Origin of the sequence: Gallibacterium genomosp. 1 (assembly GCF_001678575.1) — a bacterium.
Lineage (GTDB): Bacteria > Pseudomonadota > Gammaproteobacteria > Enterobacterales > Pasteurellaceae > Gallibacterium.
Map to the genome: position 1 here is coordinate 17,384 of NZ_JTJP01000008.1, position 14,753 is coordinate 32,136.

Here is a 14,753-nt window from a genome sequence, read left to right on the forward strand (position 1 = left end):
CGTGAAAGTACATATCTTAGATGATGATGAAACGGTGGTCGATGCGGCAACATTTCTGCTTACTCAAGCAGGTTATGATGTTGTCAGTTGGTCAAACAGTAAAACTTTTTTAGAACAGGTTAACCCTTTTGAACCGGGAGTAGTGCTGTTGGATATACGAATGCCCTATTTTGACGGTCGCCAAGTACATAAAATACTCAAACAACAAAACAGCGTATTACAAGTTATTATTATGACAGCGTTTGCCGATGTGGATATGGCTGTCAATGAATTAAAGCAAGGTGCTATCGACTTTTTACAAAAACCGATTCTTTTTGATCAGCTTAAAACTGCATTAGAAAACGCACGCATTCGCAGTGAAAAACGCTTTCAACAATATCAAATTGAGCAATGTTACGATCAACTTAGTGAAAAAGAGAAAGAGGTATTGGCATTGATTATTGAGGGGAATATCAACAAACAGATCGCAGAACGCCTAAATATTTCTGTTAGAACCGTTGAAGTTCACCGTTCACACATAATGGAAAAAATGCACGCAAAAAATGTTGCCGAACTCATCAGAAAAGTGGATTTACTCAATTAGATAAAATCTATAAATGGACTTCACTGTATCCTTTTTCTACTTTCATATTTTATATATGTACTAAGAAAGTATTGTTTTCATTTTTCAATGATTTTTGTCTATTCAATACTAATAACGCAATAAATTGTAAATTATAACACTTAAAACATATCAATCATTTCCAATTAAGAAACAATTAGTTTCATTATCTCACATTGAAAGAGAATATTTTCTGCATATAATCCAGGATTTCTTAAAGAATAGGAGAATATAATGAAAAAACTAATGTTTGCAGGAGTCTTATTTGCCCTTACAGCAACAAACGTAAGTGCAATTGATGTGGTAAGTAAAGATGGCAAAGTGGATTTTGGTTCACGTTTTGAAGCCACGGTATTAACCAATAATGTTGATGGTGGTTGGGAAATGATTTGGGGGCCGAAAGAACAACTTTGGCTGACTGAACGTGCTGGGAAAAACATTGTTAGCATTGATCCCAAAACAGGAGAAAAAACTGTGTTATATCATTTTGCCAATGCCTATGAGCAATTCCCTCATCAAGGCGTGCTAGGCTTGGCATTAGATCCTAACTTTGAGGCTGGCGAGCCTTATGCCTATGCCGCTTATACTTACAACGATGGCGATAAAAAATTCGTTCGTATTGTTCGTTTAACTTATGATGCCAAAGCGAATAAATTGGGCGAGGAAAAAATCGTTCTTGATGACATTATTGCGGGCGTGGATCACAACGCCGGACGCATCAAATTTGGTCCCGATGGCAAAATTTACTACACCACAGGGGATTTAGGGCATAACCAAGGCAAGCACGTTTGTGATGAAATTACCTCACAAAAATTGCCAACCGCTGAGCAAGTGAAAAACCACGATTACAGCGCTTACAACGGAAAAAGTTTGCGTATCAACAAAGACGGCTCAATTCCTGATGATAACCCAGTGATTAAAGGTGTAAAAAGCCACGTTTATACTTATGGACACCGTAATCCACAAGGCTTAGTTTGGGTAGGTAATAACCTTTACAGCACAGAGCAAGGACCTTCCAGTGATGATGAATTAAACAAATTGGAAGCAGGCGGAAACTACGGTTGGCCACACGTTGCAGGCCTTAAAGATGATTTAGCCTATGTTTATGCTAACTATTCGGCGGCAAAAAACTGCCAAAATGTGAAATTCGATCCGAACATTATTCCTGAAGGCGTGCCAACGCAAAAAGAAACAGATTATAAAGAGCCTGTGGTTGATCCTGTAAAAACCTTCTTCACGGTTAATAACGACTACAACTACACCAATGCGACTTGTGGCAAGTTATCATATATTTGTTGGCCAACCATCGCCCCAGGTAATGCGGTTTATTATCCCAAAGATGGCGTAATACCAGAGTTCCGCAACTCATTACTATTGGCAACCTATAAGAGCGGTGCGATTTATCAAGTAAAAATGAACGAAGATGCGAGCAACGTACAAGGCGACACAGCGAAATATTTCACCAGTGCCAACCGTTACCGTAACGCATTGATTAGCCCAGACACCCGTAAAATTTATGTGGTAACTGACAATATGGGGAACGGTCGTCAATTAGATGACACGCCAACATCAAAAATGGCAAACCCGGGATCAATTATTGTGTTTGAATATATTGGTCAATAATACTGAAACAATGTCAAACCAAAGGGATTGAAGTAAACTTCAATCCCTTAATTTTATTTTTTTAACGAACGAATTTTCGATTTTTTCGGTTGTGAGGAAACCGAACCGAGATAAATGGCGAACATCGTAATTGCCGCGCCACACCATTGAATCAGATTGATTGGTTTATCCAGCACGGAATAATCAATCACCAGTGCGGCAATCGGTTCAGAAAGCAGCAACAAACCGGTTACCGCCAATGATAACAACGGCACTGAATAGGCGATCATCCCCCACGCAAAACATTGCATCACCGCACCGTACACAAAAACCCAGAACCAATCCAAGGCGGTTGTCGGATAAAGATTGTCAAAATTAAACAGCAACGAAGGGATAATTAAAGCCAAAATACCGCCGACACTGACCAATAACATTAAAGGGAAAATGGCACAAGGCTCGGCTTCGTGCGTTTTACGAATATAAACCATCGATAACGCCAACAACAAACTGGAGGCAACGCCACTGACAAAGCCCCACAAGGCATTATCGTTGTGCTGGAATTCACTGCCGGTAATCAAATAAACGCCGATAACCGCCAACACTAAACTGAACAACTGCACTGCGGACTGTTTCTCTTTGAAATAGAAAAAGCCGATAGCGGCAAGAAAGAAAATCTGCAAACTGTTCAATAAGGTGGAAATTCCCGGCCCGACCGCATACACACTTTCGTGCCACAATCCCAAATCAAAAGCTAAAAACACACCTGCCAGCAAAGCATAACGAATCGCTAATTTTGATTTTGGAAAGGGTTGTTTAAACACTTTTGCGAGAATAAAAAAGATGATTGCCGCAATCAATAACCGCCAAAACGCAATGGCATAAGCACCCACCGGAACGTGAGCAACAATCAAACTGCCCAAACCGAAAACAATACATCCAATCAAGATGCCGGGAATTGCAAGCTTTTGTTTTTGCATAGAAATTTCCTCAATATGAGATTATTTTTTTGATGCCTGATATAACTCCATTGCTTTCGGCATTAATTTTTCTAAATGTGCTTTACGCGACTGATCGCTCGGGTGAGTAGAAAAAATAGTTGGCACATTACCACCACCACCCAATCGCTGCATTTTATCCCATAAACCGGGAGCAACCTGCGGATTATAACCGGCTTGCGCACTCAACATTAAACCAATCTCATCCGCTTCGCTTTCTGCACTGCGAGAGAAAGGTTTTATTACTCCCAAATCGGCAACAGTGCCGACCACATCCTGCGACAAACCGCTATCCATTCCTTGAGATGCCAACGAAACGGAAACAATCGCTGCCACCACACCGACTGCGGTCTGGCGATTTGCTTGGCTTTTACCGTGCTCCAACAATGCGTGCGCCATTTCGTGTCCCATCACCACCGCGATCTCTTCATCGCTTAAACCTAATTTATTGACTAAACCGGTATAAACCACCATTTTACCGCCCGGCATTGCCCACGCATTCACTTCATTTGATTTAATCACCGACACTTCCCACGCAAACGGCACGCCGGTTTTATTATATTGACGCGCATAAGGCACCATTCGATTAAACACTCGATGCACACGTTTTGCCGTTGTTGAGCTGGTATCAACATTACCTTTCTGCTTTTCCGCAGTAATCGCTTGACGATATTGGTTCGCCGCACTCTGATTCATTGTGCGGGTATCGGCACAACTTGCCACTAAAAATAAGATAAAACAGCTGCTTAAAATACGTTTAGAAATGGTTGATAACATCATCTTTTTCCCCTGTTCTCTCGGTAAAATGCTAACTATCATTTCTTTTTTTCTGTTAAAGATCAATAGCAATTTTTTAACATTTCACCCATTTGCCAGTAAATTTTTGCGATAACGTGCCGGTGTTGTACCGAACTGTGCTTTAAAAGCATCAAAAAATGCCGCCTCCGATTGATAACCAATCTGTGCCATAATTTGGCTTGATGACAAATTTGTCTGCCGTAACAACTTCGCCGCCATCGACATTCTCAGCAAACGAACAAAGGCTTGCACTCCCATTCCGCTTAACTGTTGAAAACGGCGCGCAAAAGTGGCGCGCGACATATAAGCCTTTTGTGCTAACTGTTCAATGGTGTAATTATCCGCCAAATTATGAAAAATCGGCGTAATTGCCTTACTCAAGGCAGGGTCTGAAAACAGCCGAATTAAACTCTGCTGTTCCGACAATGAAGAAAGATGACGTAACGCAAACAGCAATAAAATTTCACACATTGATTTGATTACGGTGGCACTGCCCAAATGACGCGCTAACGCCTCCTGATAAATTAAGCTGGACAACGCATTCAACTGCGGAATCTGTTTCAACGAAACAATCAACGGTTCCGGCAACAATGATAACAAACCGGCAGCAGCTTGATTCCCTGCTCGGTAATGCCCACAAATCATCTGCAACGAAGGATCTTGTTGGCAATTATACCGATACAAAATGCCGTTTTGTTGCTCTACCTGCACGGAAGAATATTCCACCGCATCGCCAATTTGGTGCATACTGCCTTGCGTCCATAAACAGAAATCACCGGCTTGCAAACGGTGCACGCTTTTATCCGATCGCATTTGACAATGACCGCTCAACAGCAAATGAAAACAGGCTTTCCCTTTTTCCGCTTGCGGTGCTTGCATTAAATAGGGCGAACGAAAGCTACAAAAAACATCAATTTCTGTTTTTAAATCTAAAAGTTCCAAAAATTTATCAATACTGTCCATATTCACAAAATAAGACGAAAACATAGTTTTTTGCTATTTTAGCAGCTTTATCGTCCAATTAACATCGTGCAAAATAGCGCCCATCAGACAACAATATGAAGAATTTTAAGGAGCATCTTATGTTAGATTGGAAAAAATTACGCACTCAATTAATGAACCGTTTAGGCTTATTAGGCAAATTACAACCGAATACGATGCAGGCTTATCAACTGCTCAGTAAAGCCGGCGATGACGTGTTGGATTTGAAAACCAAAGAGTTGATTTCGCTTGCTTGTGCGGTAACCACTCGTTGCGATGGTTGTATTGATGTGCACGCCGATGCCGCGATTAAAGCCGGTTGCACACAAGAAGAGATTGCAGCGGCATTAAGCGTGGCGATCGCAATGAATACCGGCGCAGCAATGGTTTATTCCGCACGTGTTCTTGATGCACACGAAGCGTGGAAAAATAATAATTAAGCGCAATGCAGATAAAAAAACAAAAGCCGTTATTTCTGAAAAGAATAACGGCTTAATTGCATTAAATGACAAGATTATTTTTTAGCACGCTCAAAAGAAGCTAAAATTTCTTCACGTGCTGCAGTAACATCTTCCCAGCCGTCTACTTTCACCCATTTTCCAGCTTCTAAAGCTTTATAGCTTTCAAAGAAATGCTGGATTTGTGCTTTTAATAATGCCGGAATATCATTCACATCTTTGATGTGATCATATTCTTTAGTCAATTTGCTGTGTGGTACGGCAATCACTTTTGCATCTTGACCTGATTCGTCAGTCATTTTTAATACACCGACCGGACGGCAGCGAATTACTGAACCCGGTTGTAATGGATATGGGGTTGGTACCAATACATCAACAGGATCACCATCTAAAGAGAGAGTATTGTTGATATAACCATAATTTGCTGGATAGAACATTGCAGTTGCCATAAAACGGTCAACAAATAAAGTACCGGTTTCTTTGTCAACTTCATATTTAATCGGATCTGAATTTGCCGGAATTTCAATCACAACATAAATATCATCTGGTAATTCTTTACCAGCAGGTACATTTTTTAAACCCATTTTTTATTCCTTCTAAGAAAAGTTAATCATTCAGTATATAGGGCATTTTATAAGGCATTGCCCTATAAAAACGTTGCGATTATAGCCCTAATTGCAACAAATTGTCGAGGATTAGCTCAACAGCGTTATTCCATATTGAAATAAGCTCCAAGCAATCATTAGCATAATCACGCCAATCACAAAATCAAGAATTCGCCAAGTGATCGCTTTTCGAAATAGCGGTGCTAACAATGTTGAGCCGTACGCCAAACCAAAAAACCACGTGGCAGAAACACAAAGCCCGCCAATTAAGAATGCGATCTTTTCCTGCCACGCCAATGTTCCGCCGATACCGCCGATAATCACCACCGTATCAATATAAACGTGCGGATTCAGCAAAGTGACGCTCAACGTTAATAAGACAGTTTTGGCTAAAGACGCACTATTTTCTCCGGCTTGCAGTTGCAAACCGGCATTGCCACGATAAGCACTGCGCCAAGCCCGCAAACCGTAAATCAATAAAAAACCGGCACCAATAAATGCCAATGTTACCGAAGCAACTTGATTGTGGCTAATAAATGAACCCAAGCCCAATACTCCGAGAGTAAACAGCACTACATCACACAAAAAACAGATTAAAGCAACCGTAAAAATATGCTGTTTCAACAAGCCTTGTTTCAGTACAAACGCATTTTGTGCGCCGATAGCGACAATTAAACTGCCTGTCACTAATACGCCGTGAATAAAAGCGTTCATAGTTCTCCTTGATAAAGATTAACCGCACCTTGATAACCCAGCTGTCGCCAAGCCTCATAAACAGTAACCGCCACTGAATTGGAGAGATTCATACTGCGGCTATTGGCACACATCGGAATACGAATTTTCTGTTCAATCGGCATTGTATTTAAAATAGCCATCGGAATACCTCTGGTTTCCGGCCCGAACATCAAATAATCTCCCAACTGGAACTTCACTTGACTGTGTGCTGGCCCGCCTTTAGTGGTTAAAGCGAACAACCGTTTCGGTTGTTCACTCTCTAGAAATTCAGCGTAACTTTGATGATGTTTAATGGTGGTGTATTCGTGATAATCCAAACCGGAACGGCGTAAACGCTTGTCATCCCACTGAAAGCCAAGCGGATGAATCAAATGCAAGCGAAAGCCACAGTTAGCACAAAGACGAATAATATTTCCCGTATTTTGTGGGATTTCAGGTTCATAAAGGACAATATCTAACATAATAAAACTTCTTAAAAATTCAAAACAGTTCAATAATTTATTTTTCTTAACTATTATCACAAATTGCTTAGACACAGAAATGCCTAATCAATTTTTCTAATAATGCTTTGGTCGGTTGAATATATTCCGCCGATAAAAATTCATCTGGTTGATGCGCCTGTTCGATTGAACCCGGTCCTAACACCAAAGTTGGACAAAGCTGTTGAATAAACGGCGCTTCAGTACAATAGTTAGCAGACACACAAGGTTTGCCTAATAATTTTTCTACCACAGCCACAATTTCTGCTTTGTGTGAACATTCATAACCCGGAATACCATCATGAAGGTGCTTAATCTGAATCATATCACCGTATTGTTCGATCAACGGTTGTAATTTTTCCTGCACCATTTCATCCAATGATTCCAATCCCATATTCGGCAACGGTCGAATATCAAACTGTAGTTCACAACAACCACAAATACGATTAACGGCATCACCTCCGTGAATAGAGCCAAAATTCATTGTCGGATACGGTACCGCAAAAAAATCATTATGAAACTTCGCTTTCAGCTCATTGCGCAATTCAATTAAATGTGCTGTCGCTTGATGCATAATTTCAATCGCATTCACTCCCTTTTCAGGATCACTAGAATGTCCGGAACGCCCGATTACTGTCACGCTATCACCGAAATGTCCTTTATGAGCACGCACCGGCTGCAACGAAGTTGGCTCACCGATAATAGCACAATCCGGACGAATCTCCGCGTGCTGCACAAACGTTCTTGCCCCCAACATTGTGGTTTCTTCATCCGCTGTTGCCAAAATACGCAATGGCTTTTGCAATTTTGTTAGATCCATATTTCGCAAAGTATCAACAATAAAGGCAAAAAAACCTTTCATATCGGCTGAACCTAAGCCATAAAAACGCCCATCTTTCTCAGTTAGTTTAAAAGGATCAAACTGCCAACGACCAGCATCAAACGGCACGGTATCACTATGCCCTGCCAACAATAATCCACCAGCACCTTCGCCATAAGTCGCTAATAAATTGAATTTATAATTTGAACCAGCAATTGGTAAAATATCGACTTTAAAACCAAGATCGTGCAACCAACTTGCTAATTTCTCAATTAACGGTTGGTTACTATGATCGAGTTTAGGATTATCTGTACTGCTGATTGTCGGAATTTCAATAAGTTGTGAATATAAAGAAAGAAAATCGGGAAGATTTGCCATATTTACCTCAAATAAACATTGATTCAAATAAAATAATTATGCAAAATATTAGCATAATTAATCATTATTTTATTTACTATGCTAAAAACACTCATCATTGGGGCGAGTGGTTATACAGGAGCTGAACTCGCCAACATTATTACTAAACATCCACAATTTGAACTTTGCGGACTCTATGTTTCTGAAAACAGTCTGGATAAAGATAAACCTATTTCCGAGATTTATCCACAACTAAAAAACGTTGTTGATTTACCTTTACAACCATTACCGCAAGATTTAACTGAATTAGCTAAATATGCAGATTGCGTTTTTCTTGCTACTGCTCACGAAGTAAGTCACCAACTCGCACCAATTTTTTTAGACAATGCCTGTAAAGTATTCGATTTATCTGGCACTTACCGTGTGAATAATGCTGAGTTCTATCAAAAGTTTTATGGTTTTAAACATCAATATCCACAATGGTTAGAAAAAGCAGCTTACGGTTTGGCAGAATGGAATGAACAACAGATTAAACAGACTGATTTGGTTGCTGTCGCTGGTTGTTATCCAACCGTTTCTCAACTTTGCCTTAAACCGTTAATTGAAAATGACCTATTGGATGAACAACAATTACCTATCATTAATGCAGTCAGCGGTGTCAGTGGTGCTGGTCGTAAAGCCAGTCTCACTTCCAGTTTTTGCGAAGTCAGCCTTAATCCTTACGGCGTATTTACACATCGTCATCAACCGGAAATCGCCACTCATTTAGGCAGAGAAGTGATTTTCACCCCACATTTGGGCAACTTTAAACGTGGTATTTTGGCGACAATTACGGCAAAATTAAAAGCGAATGTCGATACACAACAAGTGAAATCTGCATTTGAACAGGCTTATCACGATAAACCGTTAGTGCGTCTTTATGACAAAGGTTTTCCAAGCATTAAAGCGGTGGAATTCACGCCTTATTGCGATATCGCTTTTGCGATTAAAGATCAACATATTATTATTGTCGGCGCGGAAGATAATCTATTGAAAGGTGCAGCGGCACAAGCGGTTCAATGTGCCAATATCCGTTTCGGCTTTGAACCAACATTAGGATTGATTTAAGACAATGAAACCATTAGTGATTAAAGTCGGCGGTGCTTTGTTGGACACACCGCAAGCGATGCAAAATCTGATCTCAACTTTGGCACAATTTAAACGCACACAACAGCGACAAATTGTGATCGTCCACGGCGGAGGTTGTATTGTTGACGAACTGATGCAACGTTTAAATCTGCCGGTACAGAAAAAACAGGGCTTACGCGTTACACCGGCGGATCAAATTGATATTATTACCGGCGCATTGGCGGGAATTGCCAATAAAAAATTGGTCGCAATGGCAAAAACTGCCGGTTTAAATGTGGTCGGGTTAAGTTTGGGTGATGGCAATTTAACCACCGCAACACAGCTTGATGCGGAATTAGGACACGTTGCAACCGTTCAACCTAAACAGGCTGCTTTATTAAATACTCTTTTAAAGGCGGATTTTCTACCGATTATCAGCTCAATTGCGATTGATGATGACGGTCGGCTAATGAATGTCAATGCGGATCAGGCAGCCACTGCGATTGCAACTTTGTTACAAGCGGAATTAGTGATGTTATCGGATGTTGACGGTGTGCTTGATCAGCAAAAAAATCTGATTGCCGAACTGAATACGGCTCAAATCGAAAAATTAATTGCAGAACAAGTGATTACAGATGGTATGATTGTCAAAGTGAAAGCTGCACTCACCGCAGCACAAGCATTAAATCAAGCCGTTGAAATTGCAAACTGGAAAAAACCGGAAAAATTAGCAGATTTATTTTCCGGACAACATATTGGCACAAGAATTGCACCTTAATTCGGTGCAACATAAAACTTAATGATAAAGAATGCCGCCGGCTTTGGCGGTTTCATTTTTTGAGGAATAAATTATGGCACTTTGGGGCGGACGTTTTACACAAGCGGCGGATCAACGTTTTAAAAATTTTAATGATTCATTACGTTTCGATTATCGGTTAGCACAACAGGATATCGAAGGTTCTATTGGCTGGTCGAAAGCACTGGTCAGCGTAAATGTTTTCAGCACAGCGGAACAGAAACAGGTTGAAGCGGCACTGCTTGAACTGAAAGAAGCAGTAGCAAATAATCCGGAGATGATTCTGCAAGATGATGCGGAAGATATTCATAGCTGGGTGGAAAGTAAACTCATTGAAAAAATCGGCGATCTCGGCAAAAAACTACACACCGGTCGTAGTCGTAACGATCAAGTAGCGTTGGATATTAAATTATGGTGCAAACAGGAAATCACCTCTTTGCAACAATCTATTCGCCATTTACAAAGCCAACTTATTGTTACCGCTGAAAATAACCAAAATACGGTAATGCCGGGCTACACTCATTTACAACGCGCTCAACCAATCACCTTTGCCCACTGGTGTATGGCATATTTTGAAATGTTGGAACGTGATTTTTCCCGTCTTGCCGATGCTTATCGCCGTTTGGACACTTGCCCATTAGGTTCGGGGGCTTTGGCAGGAACGGCTTATGCCGTCAATCGTGAACAGTTGGCTAAAGATCTTGGTTTCCAACGTGCAACTCGCAACAGTTTAGATAGCGTTTCCGATCGTGATCACATCATTGAACTGTTGGCAACTGCCTCGTTAAGTATGGTGCATCTTTCCCGTTATGCCGAAGACTTAATTATCTTTAACAGCGGTGAAGCCAATTTCCTTGAATTATCCGATCGCGTCACCTCCGGTTCTTCATTAATGCCACAAAAGAAAAATCCGGATGCTTGCGAATTAATTCGTGGTAAAGCCGGACGTGTTATTGGCGCATTAAACGGAATGTTGGTAACGGTCAAAGGTTTACCGCTCGCCTACAACAAAGATATGCAGGAAGATAAAGAGGGCATTTTTGATGCACTTGACACTTGGCACGCTTGCCTTGATATGGCGGCATTAGTGCTCGAAGACATCAAAGTGCATCAAGAAAAAACACGTAACGCCGCCTTGAAAGGCTACTCAAATGCCACCGAGCTTGCCGATTATTTAGTTGCGAAGGGTGTTCCTTTCCGTGATTCTCATCATATTGTCGGCGAAGCAGTGGTTTATGCGATTAGCAAATCCAAAGCGTTGGAAGAGTTACGTGTCGATGAATTTAGACGTTTCAGCGATGTCATCAGCGAAGATGTGTATGCTATTCTTTCGTTGGAATCCTGTTTAAATAAACGTTGCGCCAAAGGCGGCGTATCACCGCAACGGGTTGCAGAAGCAATTGAAGAGGCAAAACAGTTAATTAAATAATGCGCTTATTTATCTTAAACTTAAGCCAAGTCATTACTGACTTGGCTTTTGTCTTGCGGTGCTTTCCTACAAAATCTATCATTTTAATAGACAAAATTGTTTACCTTTTTATCAACAAAAGTGGCAAACTTCGCACATCGATTTGCACATACTTAAAAAAATTTTTTGCTTAATACGATTACTCATTTCTCTCTGTGTTAAGCGAAAAAAATGGTGTCGAAATTTCGACACCATTCCTTTTTTCCACCAAGCACCTAATGCTTATTTATTCTCTTCTTTCACATTACTGAATGTCGGCGGCAAGCCTTTCATATCAGGAAGTTGGTGCGCAATACCTTTGTGACAATCGATACAAGTACGATTTTCTTTAATCGCCAATTCGTGCATTCTGGCAGCCACTGATTTTTGTTGAGAGAAGTCCATACGGTCAAATTTATGACAGTTACGGCATTCCTGTGAATTGTTGGCTTTCATACGCTCCCATTCACGTTCTGCCATATGCGCACGACGCTGATTGAATTTTTCCAACGTGTCGGTGTAACCCATATAATAGGCATAAACCTCACGTGCCGCTTTAATTTTACGCACAATTTTCGGAATAAATTCGTGCGGAACGTGGCAATCAGGACAACTTGCACTGACACCGCTACGGTTTTGATAGTGCGCGGTATGCAAATATTCCGGATAGACATCGTTGGTATGGCAGCTTGCACAGAACTCTTCAGTGTTGGTCTGCTCAAGTGAATAGTTAAATCCGACCCAAGAAACGATACCGGCAATAAACGCCACCACTAACAACGTACCGACTGCAATTTTGCTCGGGCTTCTAAACCATTTCCAAAAACGCTTGATAATATTAGGTTTTTTTTCTGTTGTCATAGTTTACCTCTTATTGTCCGTAACCCGGCAACGGTTTAAATTCATTAGGCACAATCGCTTTAGCATCTGTTTGTGGCACGTGGCACTGCAAACAGAAATAACGTCTTGGCGATGCGTTCGGTGAAATCGCACCGTCACGCGACATAAAGTGCGTCGGGCTGATACGAGTTGCCCCGGTAATACGAGAATTTTCCGCACTGTGGCAATTTAAACATTGGTTCACATTTTTAGTCACTTGCATACCGGTAACACTATGTGGAATAAGCGGCGGCTGATTCACATAGTTTAATGCTGGTGCATTCTGTTCTTTCGGTACATTATGCACTGCTGGTGCAACATTTTCTGCCGCATTTGCCATAGGAATACCCTCTTTTTCTAAAGAAACATTATTCGGGTTCCCCTCTACAGCAAATACCGATACAGAGAATAGGCTCGCCAACAACAAACCGGTGGCAGAGAATACTTTGATTTTTTTTACCATTTTTCACTCCTGAGAAGGATTAAATCTTGTCGAAAACTTAAAAACATTTTCAGCACATACGTCAAGACAACGTCCGCAACTGATACAATCTTTGGAAAGCACAAGTTGGCTTTCGTCTTTTTTACCGTGTAATGGTGAACGTAAAACTTGTGGTTCAGGACAGACGTTATAACAATCCATACAGTTATCACAACGCTGCCGATCGATCACTTTTACGCGGATAATGCCTTTGGCACCAATCACGCCATAAGTTGCGCCAATCGGACATAAATGCCCGCACCAACCGTGTTCCACCACTAATAAATCAAACACAAATACAGCCACAATCAACCAGATACCGGCACCGAAACCGAAGATTAAGCCGCGTCCTAACGCTGCCACCGGATTCAGCCACTCCCACAATAATGTGCCGCTGATTGCACTGCCAATTAAAATTAAGGCTAACAGCCAATAACGTAAATTGCGTGAAAGCTTTAATGTTTGTCGCCAGCCCAATTTGCGCCGTAACCAAGCCGCACTGTCGGTGACCACATTCAAAGGGCAACACCAACCGCAGAACACTTTACTACCGACAATCGCATAAAAGGCAATCACAATGACAACGCCGATTAAGCTCGTCAAACTCGGTAGAAAACCACTGGCTAAACTCTCCAACGTAATTAACGGATCGGTTAAAGGAACGGTATCCAGCAACAGACTGCCGCTGTAATTGCCTTTTAAAATCCAAACATTAAATAACGGCCCGCTCAAAAACATCGCCAAGATACTGAATTGGCTTAAACGACGTAATAACAAAAAGCGATTGGCGTGCCACCAACCCAATTTTTGTCGAGCCTCTTTTCCTGCCTCTTTTGGTGAGTTCGCCATTATTTCACCTCCGGCTGTCGTACCGGCAAACTGATGGTTTCGCCTTCAAACAACGAATGACCTGCCTTATCTTTTTCTTGCCAACCGAAACGGTAATGATGCCCGAGAACCCCTTTTGCCAACTGCATCGGCAACACTTTGATCGCCGCTTCTTCCAACACACAAGCCTCTTCACATTTACCACAGCCGGTACAGGCATCGGAATGCACTGTCGGAATGAGATAGGCGTGTTTGCCGGTGCGTTCGTTATGTTGCATTTCCAGCGTAATCGCTTTATCGATTAACGGGCAGACACGATAACAAACATCACAGCGTAAACCTTGCCAGTTAAGGCAGGTTTCGTGATCAAGCAGCACCGCCAACCCCATTCTTGCCTGATTAATATCATCGGCATTCGCATCCAATGCACCGCTTGGGCAAGCTTTAGCACAAGGAATATCCTCACACATCTCACAAGGTTTTTTACGTGCGATAAAATAGGGCGTTCCTGCTTGTAAATCAGAAATCCACGATGCTAAATAAAGCATATCGTATGGGCAAGCCTGCACGCACTGTCCACAGCGAATACAGGCTTCGGCAAACTGTTGCTCATCACTCAAAGCAAACGGAGGGCGTAATGCTACGCCATCTTTCGCTAAGCTCTGCTTTTGCGGCAATCCAAGCAAAATACCTAAACTTGCCAATCCACCGACTGTTTTAGTAGCATCTTTTAAGAAACGTCGACGTTCTGGGGTAATTACACGCTCTTTACTCATCACCACTC

The 14,753-nt window shown here is 41.6% G+C and carries 17 protein-coding genes; 6 read left to right on the forward strand and 11 right to left on the reverse strand.

The window, feature by feature from the left end; genetic code table 11:
* Nucleotide 1 precedes the first annotated feature (1 nt).
* Nucleotides 2-583 carry a response regulator gene (locus tag QV04_RS02350; RefSeq protein ID WP_065230759.1) on the forward strand — a complete coding sequence of 194 codons (582 nt, stop codon included), beginning with the start codon at nucleotides 2-4 and terminating at the stop codon, nucleotides 581-583.
* Nucleotides 584-835: 252 nt separating this feature from the next.
* Nucleotides 836-2,224 carry a glucose/sorbosone family PQQ-dependent dehydrogenase gene (locus tag QV04_RS02355; RefSeq protein WP_065230760.1) on the forward strand — a complete coding sequence of 463 codons (1,389 nt, stop codon included), beginning with the start codon at nucleotides 836-838 and terminating at the stop codon, nucleotides 2,222-2,224.
* Nucleotides 2,225-2,277: 53 nt separating this feature from the next.
* On the opposite strand, the gene QV04_RS02360 is transcribed toward QV04_RS02355, so the two are convergent.
* The 3 genes from QV04_RS02360 to QV04_RS02370 all read right to left on the reverse strand — a co-directional run bounded on the left by QV04_RS02360 (nucleotide 2,278) and on the right by QV04_RS02370 (nucleotide 4,983).
* Nucleotides 2,278-3,180 (reverse strand): DMT family transporter, encoded by a 903-nt coding sequence (locus tag QV04_RS02360; protein WP_065230761.1) that lies wholly within the window; start codon nucleotides 3,178-3,180, stop codon nucleotides 2,278-2,280.
* 21 nt (nucleotides 3,181-3,201) lie between these two features.
* Nucleotides 3,202-3,975 (reverse strand): M48 family metallopeptidase, encoded by a 774-nt coding sequence (locus QV04_RS02365; protein ID WP_039165939.1) that lies wholly within the window; start codon nucleotides 3,973-3,975, stop codon nucleotides 3,202-3,204.
* A gap of 84 nt (nucleotides 3,976-4,059) precedes the next feature.
* Nucleotides 4,060-4,983 (reverse strand): cupin domain-containing protein, encoded by a 924-nt coding sequence (locus QV04_RS02370; protein WP_065230762.1) that lies wholly within the window; start codon nucleotides 4,981-4,983, stop codon nucleotides 4,060-4,062.
* A gap of 95 nt (nucleotides 4,984-5,078) precedes the next feature.
* Between QV04_RS02370 and QV04_RS02375 the strand changes: the two genes are divergently transcribed.
* Complete coding sequence (locus QV04_RS02375) at nucleotides 5,079-5,417, forward strand: carboxymuconolactone decarboxylase family protein (RefSeq protein ID WP_021461617.1); 339 nt, start codon at nucleotides 5,079-5,081, stop codon at nucleotides 5,415-5,417.
* 74 nt (nucleotides 5,418-5,491) lie between these two features.
* Here the strand turns inward: QV04_RS02375 and ppa are convergent, their stop codons facing one another.
* The 4 genes from ppa to argE form a co-directional block, all read right to left on the reverse strand.
* Nucleotides 5,492-6,019 (reverse strand): inorganic diphosphatase, encoded by a 528-nt coding sequence (gene ppa, locus QV04_RS02380; protein WP_039091130.1) that lies wholly within the window; start codon nucleotides 6,017-6,019, stop codon nucleotides 5,492-5,494.
* 111 nt (nucleotides 6,020-6,130) lie between these two features.
* Nucleotides 6,131-6,754 carry a LysE/ArgO family amino acid transporter gene (locus QV04_RS02385; protein ID WP_065230763.1) on the reverse strand — a complete coding sequence of 208 codons (624 nt, stop codon included), beginning with the start codon at nucleotides 6,752-6,754 and terminating at the stop codon, nucleotides 6,131-6,133.
* Nucleotides 6,751-7,236 carry a tRNA (uridine(34)/cytosine(34)/5-carboxymethylaminomethyluridine(34)-2'-O)-methyltransferase TrmL gene (gene trmL / locus QV04_RS02390; RefSeq protein ID WP_013746051.1) on the reverse strand — a complete coding sequence of 162 codons (486 nt, stop codon included), beginning with the start codon at nucleotides 7,234-7,236 and terminating at the stop codon, nucleotides 6,751-6,753. Before trmL ends, QV04_RS02385 begins: the two co-directional genes overlap by 4 nt.
* Nucleotides 7,237-7,303: 67 nt before the next feature.
* Entirely contained in the window at nucleotides 7,304-8,452 is a 1,149-nt protein-coding gene (gene argE, locus QV04_RS02395) for an acetylornithine deacetylase (RefSeq protein WP_065230764.1), read from the reverse strand.
* Between the two features lie 78 nt (nucleotides 8,453-8,530).
* Here argE and argC point away from each other — a divergent pair, with 78 nt between their 5' ends.
* The 3 genes from argC (at nucleotide 8,531) to argH (ending at nucleotide 11,763) form a co-directional block, all read left to right on the forward strand.
* Nucleotides 8,531-9,538, forward strand: coding sequence for an N-acetyl-gamma-glutamyl-phosphate reductase (gene argC / locus QV04_RS02400; protein WP_065230765.1), 1,008 nt, complete (start codon nucleotides 8,531-8,533; stop codon nucleotides 9,536-9,538).
* 4 nt (nucleotides 9,539-9,542) lie between these two features.
* Nucleotides 9,543-10,316, forward strand: a complete 774-nt coding sequence (argB, locus tag QV04_RS02405; RefSeq protein ID WP_065230766.1) for an acetylglutamate kinase — start codon at nucleotides 9,543-9,545, stop codon at nucleotides 10,314-10,316.
* A 73-nt stretch (nucleotides 10,317-10,389) separates the two neighbouring features.
* The gene (gene argH, locus QV04_RS02410) at nucleotides 10,390-11,763 is read left to right on the forward strand and encodes an argininosuccinate lyase (RefSeq protein ID WP_065230767.1); all 1,374 of its coding nucleotides are present in this window, start codon (nucleotides 10,390-10,392) and stop codon (nucleotides 11,761-11,763) included.
* Between the two features lie 261 nt (nucleotides 11,764-12,024).
* Here the strand turns inward: argH and QV04_RS02415 are convergent, their stop codons facing one another.
* The 4 genes from QV04_RS02415 to napG are packed head-to-tail and all read right to left on the reverse strand — an operon-like array spanning nucleotide 12,025 to nucleotide 14,745.
* On the reverse strand, nucleotides 12,025-12,642 hold the full coding sequence (locus QV04_RS02415; RefSeq protein WP_039082664.1) for a cytochrome c3 family protein: 618 nt from the start codon (nucleotides 12,640-12,642) through the stop codon (nucleotides 12,025-12,027).
* A gap of 10 nt (nucleotides 12,643-12,652) precedes the next feature.
* Nucleotides 12,653-13,123 (reverse strand): nitrate reductase cytochrome c-type subunit, encoded by a 471-nt coding sequence (locus QV04_RS02420; RefSeq protein ID WP_065230768.1) that lies wholly within the window; start codon nucleotides 13,121-13,123, stop codon nucleotides 12,653-12,655.
* 3 nt (nucleotides 13,124-13,126) lie between these two features.
* Nucleotides 13,127-13,990: a quinol dehydrogenase ferredoxin subunit NapH gene (napH, locus tag QV04_RS02425; RefSeq protein WP_018345504.1), complete on the reverse strand. Its 864-nt coding sequence runs from the start codon at nucleotides 13,988-13,990 to the stop codon at nucleotides 13,127-13,129.
* On the reverse strand, nucleotides 13,990-14,745 hold the full coding sequence (gene napG, locus QV04_RS02430; RefSeq protein WP_039141336.1) for a ferredoxin-type protein NapG: 756 nt from the start codon (nucleotides 14,743-14,745) through the stop codon (nucleotides 13,990-13,992). Before napG ends, napH begins: the two co-directional genes overlap by 1 nt.
* Between the last annotated feature and the right edge of the window lie 8 nt (nucleotides 14,746-14,753).

What these genes read in the sequence shown, in the direction of transcription:
- QV04_RS02355 (WP_065230760.1), top strand. Translation starts at nt 836, where the DNA reads ATGAAAAAACTAATGTTTGCAGGAGTCTTATTTGCCCTTACAGCAACA.
- QV04_RS02360 (WP_065230761.1), bottom strand. Translation starts at nt 3,180, where the DNA reads ATGCAAAAACAAAAGCTTGCAATTCCCGGCATCTTGATTGGATGTATT.
- QV04_RS02365 (WP_039165939.1), bottom strand. Translation starts at nt 3,975, where the DNA reads ATGTTATCAACCATTTCTAAACGTATTTTAAGCAGCTGTTTTATCTTA.
- QV04_RS02370 (WP_065230762.1), bottom strand. Translation starts at nt 4,983, where the DNA reads ATGTTTTCGTCTTATTTTGTGAATATGGACAGTATTGATAAATTTTTG.
- QV04_RS02375 (WP_021461617.1), top strand. Translation starts at nt 5,079, where the DNA reads ATGTTAGATTGGAAAAAATTACGCACTCAATTAATGAACCGTTTAGGC.
- ppa (WP_039091130.1), bottom strand. Translation starts at nt 6,019, where the DNA reads ATGGGTTTAAAAAATGTACCTGCTGGTAAAGAATTACCAGATGATATT.
- QV04_RS02385 (WP_065230763.1), bottom strand. Translation starts at nt 6,754, where the DNA reads ATGAACGCTTTTATTCACGGCGTATTAGTGACAGGCAGTTTAATTGTC.
- trmL (WP_013746051.1), bottom strand. Translation starts at nt 7,236, where the DNA reads ATGTTAGATATTGTCCTTTATGAACCTGAAATCCCACAAAATACGGGA.
- argE (WP_065230764.1), bottom strand. Translation starts at nt 8,452, where the DNA reads ATGGCAAATCTTCCCGATTTTCTTTCTTTATATTCACAACTTATTGAA.
- argC (WP_065230765.1), top strand. Translation starts at nt 8,531, where the DNA reads ATGCTAAAAACACTCATCATTGGGGCGAGTGGTTATACAGGAGCTGAA.
- argB (WP_065230766.1), top strand. Translation starts at nt 9,543, where the DNA reads ATGAAACCATTAGTGATTAAAGTCGGCGGTGCTTTGTTGGACACACCG.
- argH (WP_065230767.1), top strand. Translation starts at nt 10,390, where the DNA reads ATGGCACTTTGGGGCGGACGTTTTACACAAGCGGCGGATCAACGTTTT.
- QV04_RS02415 (WP_039082664.1), bottom strand. Translation starts at nt 12,642, where the DNA reads ATGACAACAGAAAAAAAACCTAATATTATCAAGCGTTTTTGGAAATGG.
- QV04_RS02420 (WP_065230768.1), bottom strand. Translation starts at nt 13,123, where the DNA reads ATGGTAAAAAAAATCAAAGTATTCTCTGCCACCGGTTTGTTGTTGGCG.
- napH (WP_018345504.1), bottom strand. Translation starts at nt 13,990, where the DNA reads ATGGCGAACTCACCAAAAGAGGCAGGAAAAGAGGCTCGACAAAAATTG.
- napG (WP_039141336.1), bottom strand. Translation starts at nt 14,745, where the DNA reads ATGAGTAAAGAGCGTGTAATTACCCCAGAACGTCGACGTTTCTTAAAA.